The organism is Pseudoalteromonas sp. HM-SA03, from assembly GCF_002289345.1.
Taxonomy (GTDB): domain Bacteria; phylum Pseudomonadota; class Gammaproteobacteria; order Enterobacterales; family Alteromonadaceae; genus Pseudoalteromonas.
This window is the reverse complement of sequence record NZ_NSDG01000028.1, coordinates 116,475-135,808: the sequence shown is the minus strand read 5'-3', so window position 1 is coordinate 135,808 and position 19,334 is coordinate 116,475. Positions and strand designations below refer to the sequence as shown.

General features: G+C 43.3%; 20 protein-coding genes. 7 read left to right on the top strand and 13 right to left on the bottom strand.

The window, feature by feature from the left end:
- The first annotated feature begins 464 nt into the window (after window positions 1-464).
- A complete protein-coding gene (locus CKO50_RS05755; RefSeq protein WP_095727388.1) occupies window positions 465-1,472 on the top strand; it encodes a fatty acid desaturase in 1,008 nt (335 codons plus the stop codon).
- Between the two features lie 21 nt (window positions 1,473-1,493).
- On the opposite strand, the gene CKO50_RS05750 is transcribed toward CKO50_RS05755, so the two are convergent.
- The 10 genes from CKO50_RS05750 to CKO50_RS05705 form a co-directional block, all read right to left on the bottom strand.
- Complete coding sequence (locus tag CKO50_RS05750) at window positions 1,494-1,997, bottom strand: RNA methyltransferase (RefSeq protein WP_045961974.1); 504 nt, start codon at window positions 1,995-1,997, stop codon at window positions 1,494-1,496.
- A 146-nt stretch (window positions 1,998-2,143) separates the two neighbouring features.
- Complete coding sequence (locus tag CKO50_RS05745; RefSeq protein ID WP_010370561.1) at window positions 2,144-2,458, bottom strand: DUF6172 family protein; 315 nt, start codon at window positions 2,456-2,458, stop codon at window positions 2,144-2,146.
- Window positions 2,459-2,695: 237 nt separating this feature from the next.
- Window positions 2,696-3,469 carry a hypothetical protein gene (locus tag CKO50_RS05740; RefSeq protein WP_095727387.1) on the bottom strand — a complete coding sequence of 258 codons (774 nt, stop codon included), beginning with the start codon at window positions 3,467-3,469 and terminating at the stop codon, window positions 2,696-2,698.
- Between the two features lie 120 nt (window positions 3,470-3,589).
- Entirely contained in the window at window positions 3,590-4,093 is a 504-nt protein-coding gene (locus tag CKO50_RS05735) for a hypothetical protein (RefSeq protein WP_095727386.1), read from the bottom strand.
- A gap of 218 nt (window positions 4,094-4,311) precedes the next feature.
- The gene (locus tag CKO50_RS05730) at window positions 4,312-4,812 is read right to left on the bottom strand and encodes a hypothetical protein (RefSeq protein ID WP_095727385.1); all 501 of its coding nucleotides are present in this window, start codon (window positions 4,810-4,812) and stop codon (window positions 4,312-4,314) included.
- A gap of 139 nt (window positions 4,813-4,951) precedes the next feature.
- Window positions 4,952-5,815, bottom strand: a complete 864-nt coding sequence (locus CKO50_RS05725; RefSeq protein WP_095727384.1) for a hypothetical protein — start codon at window positions 5,813-5,815, stop codon at window positions 4,952-4,954.
- Entirely contained in the window at window positions 5,812-8,166 is a 2,355-nt protein-coding gene (locus CKO50_RS05720) for a fimbria/pilus outer membrane usher protein (RefSeq protein ID WP_255229441.1), read from the bottom strand. The genes CKO50_RS05725 and CKO50_RS05720 overlap by 4 nt, the downstream gene beginning before the upstream one ends.
- A gap of 117 nt (window positions 8,167-8,283) precedes the next feature.
- The gene (locus CKO50_RS05715) at window positions 8,284-8,979 is read right to left on the bottom strand and encodes a molecular chaperone (RefSeq protein ID WP_095727382.1); all 696 of its coding nucleotides are present in this window, start codon (window positions 8,977-8,979) and stop codon (window positions 8,284-8,286) included.
- A gap of 162 nt (window positions 8,980-9,141) precedes the next feature.
- The gene (locus CKO50_RS05710; protein WP_095727381.1) at window positions 9,142-9,450 is read right to left on the bottom strand and encodes a hypothetical protein; all 309 of its coding nucleotides are present in this window, start codon (window positions 9,448-9,450) and stop codon (window positions 9,142-9,144) included.
- A gap of 127 nt (window positions 9,451-9,577) precedes the next feature.
- Window positions 9,578-11,050 carry an alpha/beta hydrolase gene (locus CKO50_RS05705; protein WP_095727380.1) on the bottom strand — a complete coding sequence of 491 codons (1,473 nt, stop codon included), beginning with the start codon at window positions 11,048-11,050 and terminating at the stop codon, window positions 9,578-9,580.
- A 146-nt stretch (window positions 11,051-11,196) separates the two neighbouring features.
- Here CKO50_RS05705 and CKO50_RS05700 point away from each other — a divergent pair, with 146 nt between their 5' ends.
- Window positions 11,197-12,720, top strand: coding sequence for a LytTR family DNA-binding domain-containing protein (locus tag CKO50_RS05700; RefSeq protein WP_095727379.1), 1,524 nt, complete (start codon window positions 11,197-11,199; stop codon window positions 12,718-12,720).
- Window positions 12,721-12,734: 14 nt separating this feature from the next.
- Here CKO50_RS05700 and CKO50_RS05695 read toward each other — a convergent pair whose 3' ends face one another.
- Entirely contained in the window at window positions 12,735-13,166 is a 432-nt protein-coding gene (locus tag CKO50_RS05695) for a hypothetical protein (protein WP_095727378.1), read from the bottom strand.
- Between the two features lie 147 nt (window positions 13,167-13,313).
- On the opposite strand from CKO50_RS05695, the gene CKO50_RS05690 reads away from it, so the two are divergent.
- Window positions 13,314-13,883, top strand: a complete 570-nt coding sequence (locus tag CKO50_RS05690; protein ID WP_095727377.1) for a hypothetical protein — start codon at window positions 13,314-13,316, stop codon at window positions 13,881-13,883.
- Between the two features lie 24 nt (window positions 13,884-13,907).
- On the opposite strand, the gene CKO50_RS05685 is transcribed toward CKO50_RS05690, so the two are convergent.
- Window positions 13,908-14,813, bottom strand: a complete 906-nt coding sequence (locus CKO50_RS05685; RefSeq protein ID WP_095727376.1) for a LysR family transcriptional regulator — start codon at window positions 14,811-14,813, stop codon at window positions 13,908-13,910.
- Between the two features lie 158 nt (window positions 14,814-14,971).
- Here CKO50_RS05685 and CKO50_RS05680 point away from each other — a divergent pair, with 158 nt between their 5' ends.
- Genes CKO50_RS05680 through CKO50_RS05670 form a run of 3 tightly spaced genes read left to right on the top strand, consistent with a single transcriptional unit; the run spans window position 14,972 to window position 17,382 of the window.
- Complete coding sequence (locus CKO50_RS05680) at window positions 14,972-15,664, top strand: type 1 glutamine amidotransferase domain-containing protein (RefSeq protein WP_095727375.1); 693 nt, start codon at window positions 14,972-14,974, stop codon at window positions 15,662-15,664.
- Window positions 15,665-15,688: 24 nt separating this feature from the next.
- A complete protein-coding gene (locus tag CKO50_RS05675; protein WP_095727374.1) occupies window positions 15,689-16,750 on the top strand; it encodes an NADP-dependent oxidoreductase in 1,062 nt (353 codons plus the stop codon).
- Between the two features lie 23 nt (window positions 16,751-16,773).
- Entirely contained in the window at window positions 16,774-17,382 is a 609-nt protein-coding gene (locus CKO50_RS05670; protein WP_095727373.1) for a glutathione S-transferase family protein, read from the top strand.
- Window positions 17,383-17,449: 67 nt separating this feature from the next.
- Here CKO50_RS05670 and CKO50_RS05665 read toward each other — a convergent pair whose 3' ends face one another.
- Window positions 17,450-18,634 carry an acyltransferase family protein gene (locus tag CKO50_RS05665; RefSeq protein WP_095727372.1) on the bottom strand — a complete coding sequence of 395 codons (1,185 nt, stop codon included), beginning with the start codon at window positions 18,632-18,634 and terminating at the stop codon, window positions 17,450-17,452.
- Window positions 18,635-19,134: 500 nt separating this feature from the next.
- Between CKO50_RS05665 and CKO50_RS24485 the strand changes: the two genes are divergently transcribed.
- Entirely contained in the window at window positions 19,135-19,269 is a 135-nt protein-coding gene (locus CKO50_RS24485; protein WP_255229440.1) for a hypothetical protein, read from the top strand.
- Window positions 19,270-19,334: the final 65 nt, after the last annotated feature.

Sequence of the window (19,334 nt, the reverse complement as noted above, 5' to 3'; positions counted from 1 at the left end):
TGCTGTTTTAGAGTTGTCGCGGCGTAAAGCCGCTGCTACGACAATGTGAGATGGACGATAATCAATAGAAGCGCGGAGTTTGGGTGTCNTGCTGTTTTAGAGTTGTCGCGGCGTAAAGCCGCTGCTACGACAATGTGAGATGGACGATAATCAATAGAAGTGTAGAGTTTAGGTATTGCTTTGTATCGATGTTTGAAAAACTGTCGCGGCGTAAAGCCGCTGCTACGGTAGTGTGGGATGAATAATAATCAATAGAAACTAGGAGTTTGGGTGTTTCGTTGCTGTTTTAAAGCTGTCGCGGCGTAAAGCCGCTGCTACGGTAGTGTGAGATGAATAATAATCAATAGAAACTCGGAGTTTGGGTGTCGCGTTGCTGTTTTAGAGTTGTCGCGGCGTAAAGCCGCTGCTACGGTAGTAGGAGTTTTCGTTATGATCTTGATATCAAAAGGTGAATTAAGTTATCTATGCCAACATTAACGGCGAGGCAGAATATCAAAGCGATAGTTTCCGCTATTCAAGCTGAAGAGCGAACGCTTCGAACGCGTTATCCTATTTTAAACCGGCAGAACAGCATTGCTATGGTGATTTTGCTGTTGTCGTTAAGTGCGCTAATTGGCGTTGCCTCGCTTTACTATTTTGCCGTTATTCCTGCATGGCTGTGTATTATCTTGGCGGCTTTTATTACCTCTATTTCTCATGAACTTGAGCACGATTTGATCCACAAGCAGTATTTTAGTGACTGCCCATTTGTATATCATTTCATGATGTTGACGGTGTGGTTTATGCGGCCAAATACGGTGAACCCTTGGTATCGCAGGCAAATTCATTTACATCACCATAAAATGTCTGGTACTGAACAAGACTTAGAAGAGCGTTTGGTGGGTAATGGTATCCAATCTCCTTGGTTGCGAGCTGTGGTGGTTACAGACGGGTTGCTAGGTTTATTATTGAATGCCAAGCGGCTTAGTCGAGAAATCAAGGGTTTTAAGTTTTTGCAGGTCTTTAACGCTGGTTTTCCGCTTGCCACGGCTTATTTTGCGACTTTATATGGTGTGATTGCTTATTACGTGCTGCAATTTATACAACCGTTTGAATTACCTAGGTGGGGAGCAGAGTTACTAGCGGTTGCTGAGTTCTTAATGGTGGTGCTGATTGTGCCTAATATAATCCGCTCAGCGTCTTTAAATCTTGTCACATCTTCAATGCATTATTATGGTGGCGTGAGTAATGTGTTAGAGCAAACCCATGTGATCACCAGTCGCTGGTTTTTACCGTTTCAGCTATTTTGTTTTGATTTTGGCCGTACGCACACGATCCATCACTTTGTACCTAATCAACCGTTTTATATTCGGCAATTGATAAGTAAAAAAGTACGCCCAGTTATGGCTCAGCACGGAGTACGTTTTGATGACTTACAAAGCCTAAAAAATGCAAATCACTACCCGGTCAAAGGGCGGGTTAGTCAAAAATAAAAAGATGTTCACAGCAAAAGCTTATCCAACCGTGAGGCGGTTATTGATATCACGGCTGGTGAGTATCTGACTAGCATCAAATCCCGTTGAGCGTTTTGCCATACGGTCGTATAACAACACGTTGACTGTCGCGGCTAAGTTCATGCAGCCTGTGGTTGGTACATACACCACGGCATCAGCGGCATCCACGATTTCTTGTGGCAGGCTGCCATCTTCAGGACCAAAAATGTATAACGCGTTGTCGGGGTGAGCAAACTGTGGCAGTGGGGTTGCGCCCTCTACCAGCTCAACGCAGACAAGTGCACGGCCTGCTACTTTTAAACTGATGAAATCATCAACTTGTTTGATGGGAATGTTGTCGGCAACGTTTTTTGTATCCGTATGATATTTTGCAGCCCTTGCGTAACGATTGCCGCTAAAGTAGATGGCTTGCGCATCATAACAACCTGCGGCCCGTAATACGCCACCCACATTGGTTGGTGATTTAGGGTTTACTAATCCGATTGCTACAAATGACTCGCTCATACTTTTTAATTCTCACTATACCGGCAGTAGCGCCACCAAAAATTCGACGAGCGATTGTATCATGCGCGTGATTTTGTGCCAGTTGGTATTGTTGGGGGAGAGCGGGTGATGTTGTCGAGCCAAAGCTCGACCTACAGGAGTTGGGCTTAGTAGTCTTCTAACTCATCGTCAGATAAATCGTTTGATTTTCTATAGCCTGGCTTTGCTAAAATCTCAACATAAAAGGAAGTGAGGTTTTCAGTTTGCGTTTTATCAATCAACTTGTTTAGTTGTGATAGGTGCACCGGCTCGGCTTCAGCTTCTGTGTTACCAAACTTACAATCAAAATCCCAATAATCAGCGCCCGCTGGTAAAGTTTTGTTGCGCTCGCGCTTTAGGTATTTTTTAAGCTCATGCTTAACCGCGTCAACGCGTCTTTCAAGTTTGATTTTAGGGTGAATTAGTTCAAATGTCTTTTTCATAGTTGCCTTCAAGCAAGAAATACTCAATCGGCAAAACAGTATGCCTGAGTAGATAATGTGTATTGATTTAAGCGTAAAGCTTACGCGCGAATAAATACAGGAATGTAATAGGATATTTTACGTTATATTTTGTGAACTGGCGAGGGACTTTATGAGTGTCCAAGAGAATAAAAGCTGAGTTGGTTGCGCGAGGTAGCAGCCAACTCATATTGCTAATGTACCATTGATAATGACGGATTAATTCGCTTTTGGTTGCGTTTGAGTTGTGGGGGCTGCTGCCAATTTACGCTCCAAACGCTCTAATTTTTCTGCCAGTGCGGTTTGTGTCATCTCTATTTGGGTAAGGCTTGCGCCGATCTCTATCTGTTTAGAGTCTCTGCTTTGCGCTTGAGACTTTAACTGATCAACATCACCATTAATGGTTGCAATTTGATTTTTTAGCACACTAGCGGCTTGCTGTTGTTCTTCTAATAGCGATAGTTTTAAAGCAAGCTCTGTTTGACTCTGCGATAGTGTTTCTACTTTGGTAGTCGTACTGGTCAGGCTTTTAGCGTTATTACTTGCTTGCTCTTCGAGCTTTTTGATGTCTGATTGGTTTCTTCGCCACGCTGACGCCCATAGTTTATCCATTTGTGACCAAAGCTCGTCTGTGCGCTCGGTTAGTGTGTTCAATTTTGCTTGCATTGCACCTGCGGACAAATCCATCTCTTCATCTGTGGCGGTGAGGGTATGTTCAAGCTCGGCAATGCGATTTGTTGATTCGAGTAATTGTGCCTGGGTTGTTAAGTTTTGTTGGTAGAGCGCAAACGCCGCAGCAGCCAACGCAATAATCGAGATTGCACCCAACCAATTCATCATCCCCATACCTTTGGCGGGCTGGCTTGTTCGTTTGGTACTTTCTTTTGGTGCTGAGGTTTTACGGCTCGCTTGGGTGGTGGAGTTTTTATAGGCTTCAACCTGATCTAAATCTGGCGTAATACTGGGAAGCTCAGGTTCAATTCTCTTATCCAACGTACTTTCCTCTTTTTTGAGATTTATAAGGAGCTTTAGCAGCTTACTTGAAAATAACGCAATATGGAATCGGCTGGTTAAGTGAGTCGATGGAGGAAAGGGGGCTTTCTGATCTTGTAGCTAATTTGAACTTACCGTTACTGTGATGACATCTGAGTAAGTACCAGCGGCATTTAGGCCGTTGGAAAGTGGGGTGATATTTAACGGCGTTGCTTTGGTTTCACCATTACTACCTGTGCCTGCTGCTGTTGCATTGGTATGCTGATATACACCATTTTGCAGATCTATCCCTTCGCTGTCACCAATATTTAGGGTGTAAGCCAGTTTGCTGCCATGACCGTTATCGGAAACTAAAAATCCGCCATTGGCAGAGCTATAAGAGGTGGTTGCGTTTTCGCCGGTGTTGCACCAAACCTCTAATACACCAATCTGCTGGGTTGTTTGGGATGCGTCTAGGTTTAGTCCCGTGGTGTTATTTTCGGTGCTAATTGTTTTGCAAGTGGGAGCTATTGTGCCCTCAAAAGAGAATTTACTTTCAGAAGCCGTTGTATCAATAATTGCTGCATGCACAAACATAGGTGCGCTTGCTAAAACTGCAAAGAATGATTTTTGTATGGTGTTCATGGCTTCTTTCCCCCCAAATAAAGTACAGCAGTTATGTCTCAATTTGCAAGTGAAATGCCACGGGCTGCGGGATATTTTATTTGTAGGTTTGGGGAAGAGTGGAACATTATCTTAGCGCTATAAAGCAGTCGCCGGGATATATAAGTACTGGCCCGGCTATTTACTTTATTGGGGGGCAAGGAGTGCTTTTGTCAAACGCTCATTGCCTAATTATTTTGTTAGTTAGGGCTAACTGTTACTGTGATGGTATCAGAGTATGTACCCGCATCGTTTAAGCCATTTGACTGTGGTGTGATCTTTAATGTAGTTGCTTGCGTGTCACCTGCGCTGCCTGTGCCTGCCAGCGTAGCTAGGTGCTTATAAGTACCGCTTTGTAAGTCAACACCTGAAGTGCTGCCGATATCTAGCGTGTAAGCAATTTTGCTATTTTTGCCGTTATCAGAAACTAAGAAGCCGCCGTTAGCTGAGCTATATTCAGTTATTGCATTTTCACCTGTGTTACACCACACGTCTAACGTACCAATTTCTTGAGTTTCTTGAGTAGAATCTAGATTTAAGTTCGTTACGCTGTTTGAGCCACTATCAGTTTTACACATGGCTTCAATTGTACCCTCAAAGGTGAAGCTCGCTTCATTTCCTGTTGACTCTACTACAGCAGCTGCCGCAGTCATTGATGTGATTGCTGAGACAACAAATAGTGATTTAAGTAATGTGTTCATGGCGCATCCCCTTGAATAAAGTACTGCTTTATAATTTGTGTTAGGTTGAATACCTAGTTATTCCAAATTAAAAGCAATTGGTGTGCCAATGTTTTTAAATTTTCTATTGTTTTATTTTTTGTTCTTATAATTCAAGTTGTTATCTTGGGTATACGGTGAGTGATAAATTGTCGCGATAGTAGCCTGCGGGCATAAGCTCGGTATTACCTAACTGAAATTCAAAGCCAAACCACGAATCTCTGACGCCGGGATAAAAATTATAACTTCGCGTTAAACGTTCTGATGACGATATTTTGACGTTATCGAAACTAATTGCGTAATCGATAAGTGCTCGTTTGTTAGTTTCATGACGCAAGCCGTTATATTCAGAGTCTAGGACGATATCATATGAACTATTACTCAGTATTTTTATGCCCCAGTAAAAGCGCATATTCGTTTTTAATTCGCCTAAGTCTATGAGGTAGTGACCATCGTCCCCCGATACCTTACCTTTGCTAGAGTTATCGAGCGAGATGGCGATTTGTGGCTCGGCATAATAGGTCATCTCCAGATATTGCTCAGCGATTACCTTGTTGCGCCTTACAATAGACACTTTTACCGCACCATAGTAATAACCTGTAGGAAACAAACTGTAGTGTCTTAAGCGCATCCACATTTGTGTAGAGCGGCTAGTTAAGGTTGTTTTGGCGATACCGTTTCTAACTTTAATACGTTTGTATTGAGAGTCTAGCAGTCTACCGTATTTATCTTCAGTCGGGCCTGAGAAGACAAAAGAATAATAATATGTATCTTCAACCCAGATTTCATCGGCACAATCTAATAGCGAATCTGAAACCTGTATTTTTAGCGGTAAATATACCGTTACTCGATTGCCATACTCTTCCTTTATTTCGGCTGAGTTAGATGTCGCCAAAAAATTGCCATCACATTTGTTGCGCTTGGCCAATGCTACAGGCGAGATCAAATAGCTAAGTGCAAGCAGCAAAAATAGTGCGAACTTCATTTGTTTGGATCTCCCTGTAATTGTGTCTGCTCAAGCGTGATGGTGCCTATTTTGATAAATCGTTTTTCGCCATCATTCACGGTAAATCGTCCGGCGATGTCATTAATTTCGATTAGGTAGTTACCTGTACTGATACCTTCTACAACAAATCGACCCACTCGATTGGTAAAAAAGGCACGATTGATTGGTGCATGGCCACTGTCGTCGGCATTAGATTGCTTTATTACTCGTCCTCTTCCCAGTGCAATTGGTGTGCCTTGTTCGTCGACCACTGTACCTATCACTGTATAAGACAGGTCTGAACCTACTTGAATATGGTGCCCTGTATTCGCGCCACCCACTAATTTATAAGTGCCGGGCCCCCAATCATAACCCAGTGGGGCGTTGGGTACATCAATATTAAATTGATAGTTGGTGTAGCCTGTGCCTAAGTCAATTAATGCGCCAATGTGTTGTGTTGGTTGGTTTTGTGCACGGCCAAAGCGGTCAACGTTAACCAATACATCGTTATTTTTTAGTGTTTTATGCTTAGTAACTACAGCAAAAGGAGTGGTAGTTGTGGCACCCATACCAAAGTGACCATCAGCAAAACCTATACTTGACGATAAGTTAACACTGGCGGAGCTATCACTCGTAAATTGCGATCGGGTGTAATTACTTGCGGTCATATCCGCTCTAAAAAATGCGTTAGTATGGCTGGCTTTTAGCTGCTCTTGCCTATACCCACTGCCTTTTTCTGCTCGCAATTCATAGCCATAGTCATTGACGTAGTTATTGTTAGTTTTGGCATAGCTTACGTTGGCGACTTTACTACGGTTGTTATATTGAGCTCGCGTGCGGACGTTGTCTTGGCGGTTGTAATGATTCCACGTAAAGTTGAGCACGAATTGATTTTCAGAGACGACACGAGGATCGTCACTGACATTATGGTTATATCCAACTCTTATCCTAGTCCCTTTGTAGCGAAAATTAAGCTCAGCAGAGAGGTTTTTAGTGACCAAATCTTCATTATTTACTTGCCGTGCTGCGTTGAGCGTAAAGTCTATGTGGTCGTTGATAATATAGCTGTAGTCAGCAAAAGCTCTTTTGTTGTTGCTGAGTGTGACTTCTTCAAGCCAAGGCGAGTTGCTAAAGTCTTCCATGATTTCATAGCCCACACGTAAGTTGGGCGAGCCATAATTACCATGACCAAAAATACTATGCTCTGTTTCTATCGAGAAAGCATTACCAGAAATATCAGGCGTTTTACTTTGCGAGTAACGCAGCGATACATTGCCCAAAGGGCTACTGAATGTGGTGATTGAGCCAAACACTTGCCCTTGTGGATGGGCCGCACCATTAACTCCAAGTGAGAGTTTGTCGGTAACGCCATATTCGTAACTGCCAGAAAGCAGCGCGTCGTCGTCATAATGATAACGACCATCATCTACTACCGATAAAAAACCAACTGTTAGCGAGTAGTCACTTACGCCTTGGGCTAATAGTCGAGAATTATAGTGGCTAGTAAAATGGAAGTGCTGGGTTTCACCGTTGGCATATGTCGCAACAACGTGAATATTATTTATGCCTGAAGTCAGCGGTAAGTCATTGAGGTCATAGCGTCCCGCTTTGAGGCGCACTCTAGAAATCAAAAACTCATTGATAAATATTTCAAGTGTTGCAGGGCGGGGTAACATAAACTGTTGGTTGTTACCTGGGGTGATCTTACGTTGGGGTTGCAGCTTTGAATAGGCGCTTGCGACTTTTAAGCCTGCAAACGGAGCCCCCGATAAATGGCCATTGTTACTGCTTTGCGTATCGCCTAAAGTGAATCGTCTCGGTTTGTCGGGCTGATCGTAAAATACAGCCGTATCACCACGGTAGACGTGACTTTGCTCGGTGCTGCCGCTTTCCCAAAAAACCGAACTGTGCATATTTATGCCGTTGCTACCGCCAACATTGGCATTTATAAGCCATTCGAATTGTGAGTGGTAGTTTTGATTATTGTCACTACGCTCATGGTTTAGGTTGAGATTATTCAGTAAAGCCCAACGTGCTTCTTGTTTTGGTTGTTCAAAGTATTTCTTTCTGCCATAAGAAAGCGTGTCTGTAGCCATAGCTGCTTCCGCTAGCGACATGTCTATAGTGAGATCTTGTGCCTTGAGGTCAAGCGTAATTCCCTTTGCTTGTAACATATCTAAGGTGACCTCGTGTTCCCCAAGACTTGAGAGCCAATCGAGTACGTCTTTGCTTAATACGGATTGTAGGTTTTCCTTCAGCTGCATGGCTGAAACCGATTTTAAATCGTATCCATCTACAGAGGCAGAAACTTGCCCCACCTCGGCATTATTCAGCCGAACGGGAAAATCCATTGAATAAACCGCCGCCCATGCGGGGGCTGTCCACATCAGATAAAGTGGAGTAAACCAGAACTGTTTTAATCGAGGCAAGCGCAGGCTTGAGCGCACTATTAACATCTAGCTATTTTTTTACTTAGAAACCAGTAGATTGATAAGCTCTACTGTTTTACTCGGCTTGTCATTGAGCACTGGCTGCAAATTTATCACCATAGTGTGATGTGGCATTATAAAACGGCCCGCAGTAACTGACTGAAACTTCACCCAATCTATGACCGTTGCGCCATCGTGGAAACGGTATTCAAACTGCGATAAGTCCAGTACTCGGTCACCTTGGTTGCTTAGGGTGAGTGTACAGTCGGTTAGCTTCTCACATTGCAGCGCGCTGTTTATTTGCGATTGAACACCATCCGGACTAACAAACACTAAAGTGGCAAAGTTAAATACCATTTTAACGCCAGATGCTTCATCTTCTCCGGGAAGTGGCAGTTGTTTGAAGACAATGCGATAAGACTGTGTTTGTTTGAGTTCGGGCGAGCCTAGGTACTTCGCTCTGAATACTTGATAGCTTTTTGCCGGTACTTCCACTTGCGGAGGCAGCACAATAAAGTCTTCTTCGGCGCTAACCAGCACTTCTTTTTGGTGCTCGTCAAAAGTACGTTTAAGTACTTCTATCTCGATGGGTAAAGGGTTGTCACTTGGGTTTTGGAGGCGGTAGGTCACGAGTGACTTTTTACCATGTGACGAGAGGTCGACAATCATAGGTTGTACTTGGTAAGCCAAAGCCGGAGCTGCTAAACAAAACAGCAATAACAACAATATACGCATTCAAACTCCAACGTTGAGAAGACCAAAATTTCCGCTATACGATACCCAGACTATTTGGTATTACAAGGGTAACATATACGCTTTTTTTAATAATAACCAAATAGTATGGTTGAAATTAGAAGAGTGACAATTTTTCACAAACGCGAATAAACCTACATTGCTTCAGTCTTCAGGACCAAGCAAAGTAAAGGTTAAATGTTTACGCATATCCTTTAAAATCACCCCTTTTTTCAGCATGGCGGCGCTTAAACGCTTTTGCCATTTAAGAAGGTCTGGCTTTGCGGTTTCCAATGCTTGTTCATTCTCAAATTGGAAAAAGAGTATTAATGAGCCGGGGAACAAGTGATATTCCACATCAAACCAACATTGCACCATGCCGGGAATTTCTGCACGAGCTTGTTCTTCGAGTTTGTCTGCAATGGTCAGTACCAAGGCTTGTTGTTTTTCTTGTACTTTTGAGAGCTTTTTCATAATGCTATGGTTGGAAGAGGCCAAAAGCCTAATTATACCCAAGCTTTTAGGCTATCAACAACTTTGTTGATGATTGCACGCTCAAAGTGAATTGCTTTTTCAATTCATTTTGAGTCGTTTTTTCGAATTACGGTGCTGACAGCGCAAGTTTTGGTAGCGGTAGTTGGATTGCTTCTGCGCTGACGGGTTTTCCGCTTAAGAATGTTTGCATTCTGGCGAGCACCAAGGGGGAGCTTGTATAAAGGTTGTGGCCCGCATTGTTGACCATAATCTGGGTCAAATTTGTAAGTCCTCTCACAGCTTCAAGTTGTTCTTCTGGATACGTTCTACCGTCTAGACTCCCTGTAAACACTAAAGTTGGGATGTTGGATAGGGGAGCGGCTCTAAAATCATCACTTAAATCTAGTTTTTTATCTATCAAGTGCAGTGTTGGCATTGGAAAGTTAAGCTTGTCGCCAAGCAAGGCTGTTGGCGATTGGGTTGTCACTTTTGCAAGGCGTTTAGCGGTGATCCCTGAAGCGACATCCATCGCCAGCGGCATCAATTTGAATGTAATGGGCTCATCGGTAAACATTCCACGCTGCAAAACATGCTTTAACAGCTCGATATTGCCGTTATCTAAACCTAAATAAACGTGAATTAGCATGGCAAGATATTGGTTAGGATCGGCAATCATCATGCTAGCTAACGACTGAATATGATGCTTTTGAAATAACATGGGGGTTTTTGAGCCGTCTTTTTGTGTAATTTGAAGTGCAATAGGCTGTTGCTCAAGTTTACTGTGCACTCGGCGCATCAAAGCGGGTAGATCCGAAACTTGTTGTTTAAGTGCTTGCTGATTGATAATTCCTTGAACTCTTTCAAAGTATTGATCGGTTTGGTGAGGTAGTTTAACGGTCTGATTGAGCCCTTCAGCACTAGCGATAATTACTTTGTCAAGATGCGCTGGCATCGCTTTTATGGCACTGAGTGCCAGATGGCTGCCGTAAGAGATCCCCCAAAGTGATACTTTGTCAGCTTTTAGGTGTTTTCGTAAGTCGTTTATATCTAGCGCATTCTGCTCGGTATTATAACCATATATATCAATATCTTGAGACTTCCATTGAGTAAAGCATTGTAATGCGGCTTTGCGGTAACGGTCTGCAATTTGCGCTTCAGTGGTAACAGAATTAAGCGCAATGCGTTCACTAGACACGCAAGGAGTAGCCTGCTCTGACTGCCCCGTACCTCTTTGGTCTAGCGCAATAACATCACCAAACTCTCTTAGCGCTTGAAATAACGGAAATCTTCGCCACTTGGCAGTCGCGATCCCTGAACCGCCGGGGCCACCAGATAAATATACGATAGGGGAACCTTTATTGCTGCCGGTTGCAGGAAAGCGCACATAGTTAATTCTAATTTTGTTGCTGTTGGGGTTATTCCTGTTTTCAGGCACCCAGAGGTGCCCAGTTATGGCATCCGTTGTTTCTCCGCTGTTGGCTTGAAACTCGATTTGTTGCTCATTGCTGTACAGCACTGGCTTATCGCAGCCTTTCTCTGCGCTTACGCATAAGCAAGTGAATAAGCTTAACGCGGCTATTAATGTGTGTGTTGATCGCATAGTATTACTCCTTAATAGTTTGTTGTTATTGAATACCATGGCAACTTTATGGGGTAGTGAACTTCTATGAGAGGCCGATATTTATTGGCTTGTAGGCTCAGCGGTAGTAAAAAGCCGACGAACGGTAAAAGGAAAAGCGGTAGAGTGTGAATATTAATCTTGTACTTTATTTAGTGATGGCTGTGTGTTGCTCGGGCGCTCTAGGTAAGGCTTATGCCAGTCAACCTTTGTTGCCATTTTCTTATGAGCAAGCCGTGACGGTTTGCCCGTGGTCAGTCTCGCCAAAAGAAATTCCACAGTTTACTGAGCCGCAATGTCACCGAGCGAAGTTATCTGAGGTTGATCCGCAAAATCAGGCTGTTTGGGTGTTAATCGAATTTGAGCGAGCGAAATTAGCCTCAATACCAAGGCCCGTAGGGTTGTATTTATTTGCTAAAACATCAAGCGAAGTCTTTTTAAATGGTAGTAAGGTGGGGAGCAGCGGTTTTCCTGCCGTAGATAAAACTGAGCAAATAGGCAAAATGGACAGCGTATTTTATTTGCCAGACTCACTTATAAAGAAAAGCAATCAACTGGTGTTTGGTCTGTCTGCACAACATAGCCTTATTTCATTAGGATACCCAATTCATTTTATTGGACTAGGGCAATTTGGCGATCCTAAGCAGTATATTCAATCATTTAGTGGCTTGGGCCTGATTTTGGTTGGTGCCTTTTTGTTGGGCGCGTTGTACTTTATAAGTCTGAGCTTTGGTCGTTATGGCAATACAAGCGTTCGGATATTTTCCGCACTGTGCCTGCTTGCGGCAATGCAGCTCAGTGCTGAAATATCGCGAGGGTTAGTTGACTATGGCTATGTATGGCATGATATTCGATTGTTGACTGTGACGGCGTTGTCGTTTTTATTTGGCACTTTGTTGCTTGTATATAGCTCCTTAAAAGTTGCAAAAAAGCACGCGCTTCACTGGATTTATATTGGTACTACTGTCACGCTTATTGTTATTATTTTTGCGCCAGGTTTTGATGCTAAAACCACTGCCGGAGTCTTTGTGCCATTACTCGTTAGCTTAGTTCAGCTAGGCTATTGTTGGCGACGTGCCAAAAACAATAATTTGGCGGCTTGGTTTGTGGTGCAGTTATTGGTGGCTGCAACCGTACTCTTTGTTGCATCAAGCTTCCACGAAATTACTCACTTTGTGATCATTGCAGTCTTGCTAGTCTACCTTTTCATTCGTCAAGCTAAAGAGTATCGTGCTCAGCAAGTACAGTTGAGTAGCGATCAAGCTCATATTGCCAAGCTTGAGTTTAAACTCGCGCAGAACAAACAACTTCAATCTCCTTCTAAGTTGGAAGTCAGTATTGCAGGTAAAACTGACTATGTTGTGCTCACGGATATCGCGTTTTGCAAATCCGCAGGGGACTACGTTGAGCTGCACATGAAAGATACCACGCAGAAGCTGTTTACAGGTTCACTAAAACAACTCGAACTTACTTTGCCCTCTATTTTTGTAAAAACACATCGTTCTTATTTAACTAATCTAAATGAAGTGGTGTCATTAGAAAGTGATAATAATCAAAGCAACTTGAAATTAACCAATGGAGCAAGTGTTCCCGTCAGTCGTCGGCTTGTCTCGTCGGTTAGAGCGACGCTTAAAGCGTCTACTAAACCTTAAACGCTGCAGCTCTTTTAAATTGGGTTTTGCAGAGCTGAAATTAAATACATCGCTCCGTTTGGCTCTATATGGCCGTCGCAGTTGCCGCTTTCTATTTGAGTGGTGCTCAATGCGGCATGACCATCGGTTGGTAAATAAAGCGCTTTTGATACACGTCTGCAACTCTTCTGTTGGATAGTTTGCTGTTCGACGATAAGAATATGTCCCCCGCCTATCACGTAAGCGTTGGGAATGTTGGTTTGGGCTAGATAGGCGACTTTGCAGGCTTTATCGTTATGGAAACCGTTTGTTATTATCTCTTTTGAAGAAGGGGTTGAAACGGTAATGACACATTTTTCATCAATGAATACAGAGTATTGCCCCAGTTGCCACTTTGCTGCTACTTCGTCTTGTGCCGCCGCTAAATTACTTATGCTGATCGTTGCTATAAGTGCTAAATATTTCATGAAAGCCTCCTTGCATATCCCTATTCATCATCGTGTGGTCACTTTACATTAGTATCTCATCCTGCAGCTGAGGTACTGCTCGACCAAAAGGGCTAAATATTTTATTATCATGGCAGTATAAATCTTATGCAAGGAGCATAGTCTGTTATGACCAAGGAAAAATCGTTATCACTCTCTACAAAGCTGAAGTTTTTGTTTGCTGCAATTGGCAAGCATTTGGGTTTTATCTCCGTTGGCATTCCGTTTTATATTGTTGGTGGATTCATTATTTACATTGGGGTAACTGAGCAATACGGTGCAGGTATTGGGGCTGTTATTTTTGGCGCTATATTTATCTTGATACCTCTTGGAATGTCCGCTTTTTCCCTGCCATCAAGTATTCGCTACTACTACGAAAAAGAATTGACGAAAGAGTTTGGTAAACACCTTTTCGGCACCATTACTAACAAAAGAATTGAATCTAATACGTATGTTCACCGGGACGAGTATGACCGAGAAGTGGAGCATCAGGAGACTTTCTATTTCGTTGAGTACAGCTATCAATTTCAGGGCAGTCGTGAAGGTGAGTTTATTCTGGATAACAAGGATTTTTATGACAAGTTGCAGGTTGGAGATGATTTACCTATCCAAGTATTGACGGTAAAACCAAGCGTAGCAGAGCCCAGACTCATCAAATTGGGAAAGCGCTACGGACTTAAACCCGCTGAAAGTTATTAGGCTAAATATGCAATTGGTTGAGGCTTACGCTTCAACCAATTGGCGCTGAAAATACCCTTGTAGAAAATCGAGCAGTAGTCGCACTTTTTTAGAGTTGGCATTGCCTTCTGGGAAAACGCCATAAACATGTATGTCTGGCAGCGTGTAATCTTCTAATACTGGCACTAAAGTACCGGCCTGTATTTTTGGTAACGCATCGTAAGTCGGAATTCGTCCAAGACCGTGACCTCCCTCAACAAAAGCGGTGCGAGCGGCGGCATTGTTGGTGCTTATATCGCCTTTCATCGTGATGCTATAAGCCCGAGCCCCTTTACTCAATGTGAGCGCCCCCGATGTCAGCTTGTAAATCACCCATTGATGCTGGTAGAGATCGGTGGGATGTCTGGGGACACCATACTTTTGCAAATAGTCTGGCGATGCGCATAGGCAGGTTTCTAGCACCGAAAGTTTACTGGCTTGCAAACCTGAATCGGGAAGTGGGGCACCTCGAATGGCCAGATCAATCCCTTCTTTGATGATATTGACGACTTCATCTGTAAGCATGATATCGAGCTGAATTTTTGGATACATAGCTCTAAATTCATTGAGTGCAGGCACTATGGTTTGCAGGCCAACATTCACAGGGCAGGTAAGCTTGATTAGGCCGATAGGCTCTTTCTTTAAATTCTCAATTTGCTGGTTTGCAGCAAAGGCTTGCTCTGCAATCACACGGCAGCGCTGATAATATTCGCGGCCTGCCTCTGTAAGTGAAATGGTGCGGGTCGAGCGATTGAGCAATTTTATGCCTAACTGTGACTCCAGTTTTTTGACATGATAACTCACCACTGCACGAGACAAGTTTAAATGCCTAGCGGCGCCACTTAAAGTGCCTTGCTCGATAATTTGGGCAAAGACAACCATGCTTTTGAGTTGCTCAAACGAAATATCCACGCACCACTCCATCGACTTTGACAAATTGATTGTATCAATTGTTTGAACAAAGAGTTAGCTTTTGTCTGCATTGTTTAACTAGCCTTAAGCTCATACTTTGATATTTATCCGCAGGCTAAACAGCCTGAAGTTTTAAGAAAGAATGAGAGGTAATTTTGATGACAGCAAAGAAAATTTTAATGGTGCTAACGTCACATGCAGAACTTGGCAATACAGGTGAGAAAACAGGGTTTTGGATTGAAGAGTTTGCCGCTCCCTATTATGCCTTTGTGGATGCTGGGGCAGAAGTAACGCTTGCTTCACCAAAAGGTGATCAGCCGCCAATTGACCCAAAAAGCGAACAGCCTGACTTCCAAACCGACAGTACGAAACGCTATTTTGATGATCAAAAAACGCAGGAGCGGGTGGCAAATACGCTGCCACTAGCAGAGGTGAACGCGGCAGATTTTGACGCTGTGTTTTATCCTGGCGGTCACGGACCATTATGGGATTTAGCAACAGATACCAATTCAATCCAATTGATCAGTGCCTTTTTAGCTGCAGATAAACCGGTTGGTACGGTATGCCATGCAACCGCTGTGCTGATGGATGTAAAAACCACGTCGGGTAAGTATCTGGTAAAAGGCAAAGTGGTGTCTGGCTTTACGAATAGCGAAGAGGCGGCCGTCGGGCTGACTGATGTTGTACCATTTTTATTAGAAGATGAGCTGGTTAAACGAGGTGCTGATTTCCAGAAAGTCGATGATTGGAATGTGTTTGCTGTTAGAGATGGCTTACTGTTTACAGGACAAAATCCAGCAAGCTCTGAACTTGTCGCTGAGAAAATGCTGACGTACCTAAACCAGCTGTAACCTGCTTATTAAAAGGAATAAATCATGAGTAACGCAATAAACCAAGTTCAAAACGCACAAACGAATCGTCGCATTACCTTGGCGTCGCGCCCACATGGTGCACCAACGCAAGAAAATTTCAATTATGAAGAAGCACAGATCCCAACGCCAAAAGAGGGTGAAGTGCTCCTTCGCACCGTCTTTTTGTCGTTAGATCCATACATGCGTGGCCGTATGAGCGATGCAAAATCTTATGCTGAGCCGGTTGCTATAGGTGAAGCGATGGTAGGTGGCACAGTATGCCGAGTTGAAGCGTCAAATAACCCTAAATTTACCAAAGGTGACTGGGTACTCGCGATGAGTGGCTGGCAAGACTATAGCGTCTCGGATGGCACTGGCTTACTTAAGTTAGACAACAATCTACCTAACCCATCATATAGCTTGGGCGTGTTAGGGATGCCAGGCCTTACCGCTTACATGGGACTGATGGATATCGGTCAGCCAGAAGCTGGAGAAACTGTAGTCGTTGCCGCAGCAACCGGTGCTGTAGGCAGCCTTGTTGGACAAATAGCAAAACTGCAAGGCTGTAGAGTAATAGGCATTGCTGGTGGCACCGAAAAATGCAGTTACGCTACCGAGGCGCTTGGCTTTGATGCCTGTCTTGATCACTGCAAGGATGATCTCGCTGAGCAGTTAGCGCAGGCATGTCCATCAGGAATTGACGTCTATTTTGAAAATGTGGGTGGCAAGGTGTTCGATGCAGTTATGCCATTGCTTAACTCAAGTGCCCGGGTTCCACTTTGTGGGTTGATCTCTCAATATAATGCCACTGAGTTGCCATCGGGACCTGATCGTATGTCGATGCTGATGGCGACGCTGCTGATTAAGCGAGTGAAAATGCAAGGCTTTATTGTATTCGACGACTATGGGCATAGATACAACGAGTTCAGCGAAGCGATGCTGCCATGGTTAAACGCGGGCAAGATTAAGTACAAAGAGCACTTAGTCGAGGGGATAGATAACGCAGTCGAAGCATTTATTGGCTTATTGGAAGGTAAAAACTTCGGCAAACTTGTCGTGCGCTTAGGTCCAGACGAGCTCGTATAATTAGATTTATCAGGAAAAATTAGATGTTAACTGTTCACCACTTAAACGAATCACGCTCGACAAGAGTACTTTGGCTTTTACATGAACTCGACATGCCTTATGAGCTTGTGGAGCACGAGCGAAACTCTGAAACGCGCCTTGCGCCTGAAAGTCTTAAAAAGGTGCATCCACTTGGAAAAGCCCCCGTGTTGGTCGATGACAGCTTAGTCTTATGTGAGTCTGGAGCCATCATGGAATATCTGCTAGATAAAGCGGAAAAGAGTAGTTTGCGACCAGATGTGGGGACACCTGAGTACTATCAATATCAAGAATGGTTGCACTTTGCTGAGGGGTCATTGGCGCTGCCGGTGATTGCGTCTTTGATGATGAAGATGGAGCAGCGTACAGGCGATAAACCAATGGATGGCTACATTGCTAAAGAAGTCAATGTCGACTTTTCTTACATAGATGCCACACTCGCCAAGCAAAGCTATTTCGCAGGCAACGACTTTACCGCCGCCGATATTATGATGACGGTGATGCTAGAAATCGCAGACAAAGTCGGTTTGCTCACAGCGCATGGCAACATCAAGGCTTATCTCGAAAAAGTGCAAGCTCGCGGTGCATATCAAGCTGCACGAAGTCACGGTTAGCCTATTTAAAAGCCAGAGCTTTGCTCTGGCTTTTGCAAAAGTTACTTTCGCACGTGACTTCCTCTACCTAAGAACGCTCAGTCAATATGTCTGCTTTTACATTTTTTGACTTGGCTTTTCGGCCGTTTAATAAGATACCAATCACCGTATTTCTAACCATATAATGGTAGCTAATAATGCCTATCGTCACCGTCAGAGATAGAGCAATAATAAACTTGATGAAGACAGGTACTTCAAGGTTCGTAAGAGGAAGTTGAATATACACAAGGAGCGGAATATGGATGAGATAAATCCAATAGGATGCGTCTGAAATATAGCGACTTTGTTTGTTAAATCGACTCAACCATTTGAACCCCGCTAAATAAGCGACAGCTGTCCAACTGAGAATAGCGATGGTTTGAACTACAACGCTGATCAAATTGATTTTTTCAGGCGTTGCGTCGCCTGTTTTGACCGCGATAATGACTTTTTCAAGCGACGGTGATGGCGGCAAAAAGTAAAAGTATGCAACCAATGAAGTGCAGGCAGTAATTAATAACCAATTGAATTGTTTTGAGTAGCGAGCGACCACTTTGTGATGATGAAATAGTCCTGCTCCCAACAAAAATAAAGAGCCATAAAACCCGTAAGCCCACCAATGAGGCTGCAATTTATCTGGAGCTGGAAATGGCACCATCAAATTGGACATAGATGCCGTGATGATAACCGGCAATATAACGCATAAAAAGACTGGTTTAACAACGATAGCGAGAGTGTGTTGATAAAATTGTGGAAACTTGTGTAACAACCAAAATAACACACAAAATTGGCTTAAATACCACAAAAACCATAGATGCATGCTTGTCACCTGTGGCTCTTTTATCTGCTGCATAACATCAAATAACGGTGGTGGGGCGCTGGCAACGCTGCTGCCCCAATGCATCGCATGTAATAACACCAACAAGGTGAGCGGTAGGAAAATAATAAAGGGGATGAGTAGTCGTTTTAACCTGTTTTGAATATAAGCTTTACCACCACGTTTTTGAATAAGCAGGGCGGCACAAAAGCCGGCAATGATAAAAAATAGTGGCATCCTGAATAGGTGCGTCCACATGGCGAGGTAGTTAAAAAAGACATTTTTGTCTGGATCGACACTGATCCAAAGGTTATGAAAATAAGGGCCGTATGCTAAGGCCGCATGAAAAACAACACCAAGCAATAGTGCCAAGCCTCGCATATTATCAATATAATGAAACCGCGCGTTATTGTGCATTCTGTTATCCCTACATTGGATGCTTTATCAGATGGTTATACTATATTTTCTGCCAACTAAAATATTGAAGAAAAGCGACTTTTCAGGCTGAATCGTTGTTACGAGAACATTTAATAACAAATAAAGTAGATGGCCGATTTTATTTTCAGCCTCACTTGGATTCAAAATAGAAAATGGTAATGGGGATGAGTTTGTCAACTCACCATACGACAGCGCCGTTTCCATAAATTATCAGGAGCTAGTTTTCGGCTCTCTTTAATTAGCACCGCTTATGCATGGTCTCCTGCATTACCTTTTACGACTGAAAGTATCAACGATATAAACATTATCTCAAGCGCCGCATTTAGTGACGAGTTACCAGCAGGTTCAAGTTTAAACGATGTGTTTGATGTGGTGTTTATTGGCCTTGAATACAGCAATCAGATTGCTTACCGCCAGTCAGAAAGTAGCGAAAAGACTACTTTTCAATATCTAAGTTTTTAAATATTGAAGAGAAAAGAGTGTGCAAATTTATCCAGTCTGCACTGAATAGTGAGCCCACTTATAAACAAACCCATGTCTTTTATATTGAAATGTCACTGGATACCGGCGAGCAATTTTCGCTTGAATCTCAAGAACTCAGTTTTACTGAGTAATACTAAAAGCATCATACTACAGCGCTAGGCTATGGTGTTCATTGCTTTGCTTTGTTTAACGTCAA

What these genes read in the sequence shown, in the direction of transcription:
- CKO50_RS05755 (WP_095727388.1), top strand. Translation starts at nt 465, where the DNA reads ATGCCAACATTAACGGCGAGGCAGAATATCAAAGCGATAGTTTCCGCT.
- CKO50_RS05750 (WP_045961974.1), bottom strand. Translation starts at nt 1,997, where the DNA reads ATGAGCGAGTCATTTGTAGCAATCGGATTAGTAAACCCTAAATCACCA.
- CKO50_RS05745 (WP_010370561.1), bottom strand. Translation starts at nt 2,458, where the DNA reads ATGAAAAAGACATTTGAACTAATTCACCCTAAAATCAAACTTGAAAGA.
- CKO50_RS05735 (WP_095727386.1), bottom strand. Translation starts at nt 4,093, where the DNA reads ATGAACACCATACAAAAATCATTCTTTGCAGTTTTAGCAAGCGCACCT.
- CKO50_RS05730 (WP_095727385.1), bottom strand. Translation starts at nt 4,812, where the DNA reads ATGAACACATTACTTAAATCACTATTTGTTGTCTCAGCAATCACATCA.
- CKO50_RS05725 (WP_095727384.1), bottom strand. Translation starts at nt 5,815, where the DNA reads ATGAAGTTCGCACTATTTTTGCTGCTTGCACTTAGCTATTTGATCTCG.
- CKO50_RS05720 (WP_255229441.1), bottom strand. Translation starts at nt 8,166, where the DNA reads ATGGATTTTCCCGTTCGGCTGAATAATGCCGAGGTGGGGCAAGTTTCT.
- CKO50_RS05715 (WP_095727382.1), bottom strand. Translation starts at nt 8,979, where the DNA reads ATGCGTATATTGTTGTTATTGCTGTTTTGTTTAGCAGCTCCGGCTTTG.
- CKO50_RS05710 (WP_095727381.1), bottom strand. Translation starts at nt 9,450, where the DNA reads ATGAAAAAGCTCTCAAAAGTACAAGAAAAACAACAAGCCTTGGTACTG.
- CKO50_RS05705 (WP_095727380.1), bottom strand. Translation starts at nt 11,050, where the DNA reads ATGCGATCAACACACACATTAATAGCCGCGTTAAGCTTATTCACTTGC.
- CKO50_RS05695 (WP_095727378.1), bottom strand. Translation starts at nt 13,166, where the DNA reads ATGAAATATTTAGCACTTATAGCAACGATCAGCATAAGTAATTTAGCG.
- CKO50_RS05690 (WP_095727377.1), top strand. Translation starts at nt 13,314, where the DNA reads ATGACCAAGGAAAAATCGTTATCACTCTCTACAAAGCTGAAGTTTTTG.
- CKO50_RS05680 (WP_095727375.1), top strand. Translation starts at nt 14,972, where the DNA reads ATGACAGCAAAGAAAATTTTAATGGTGCTAACGTCACATGCAGAACTT.
- CKO50_RS05675 (WP_095727374.1), top strand. Translation starts at nt 15,689, where the DNA reads ATGAGTAACGCAATAAACCAAGTTCAAAACGCACAAACGAATCGTCGC.
- CKO50_RS05670 (WP_095727373.1), top strand. Translation starts at nt 16,774, where the DNA reads ATGTTAACTGTTCACCACTTAAACGAATCACGCTCGACAAGAGTACTT.
- CKO50_RS05665 (WP_095727372.1), bottom strand. Translation starts at nt 18,634, where the DNA reads ATGCACAATAACGCGCGGTTTCATTATATTGATAATATGCGAGGCTTG.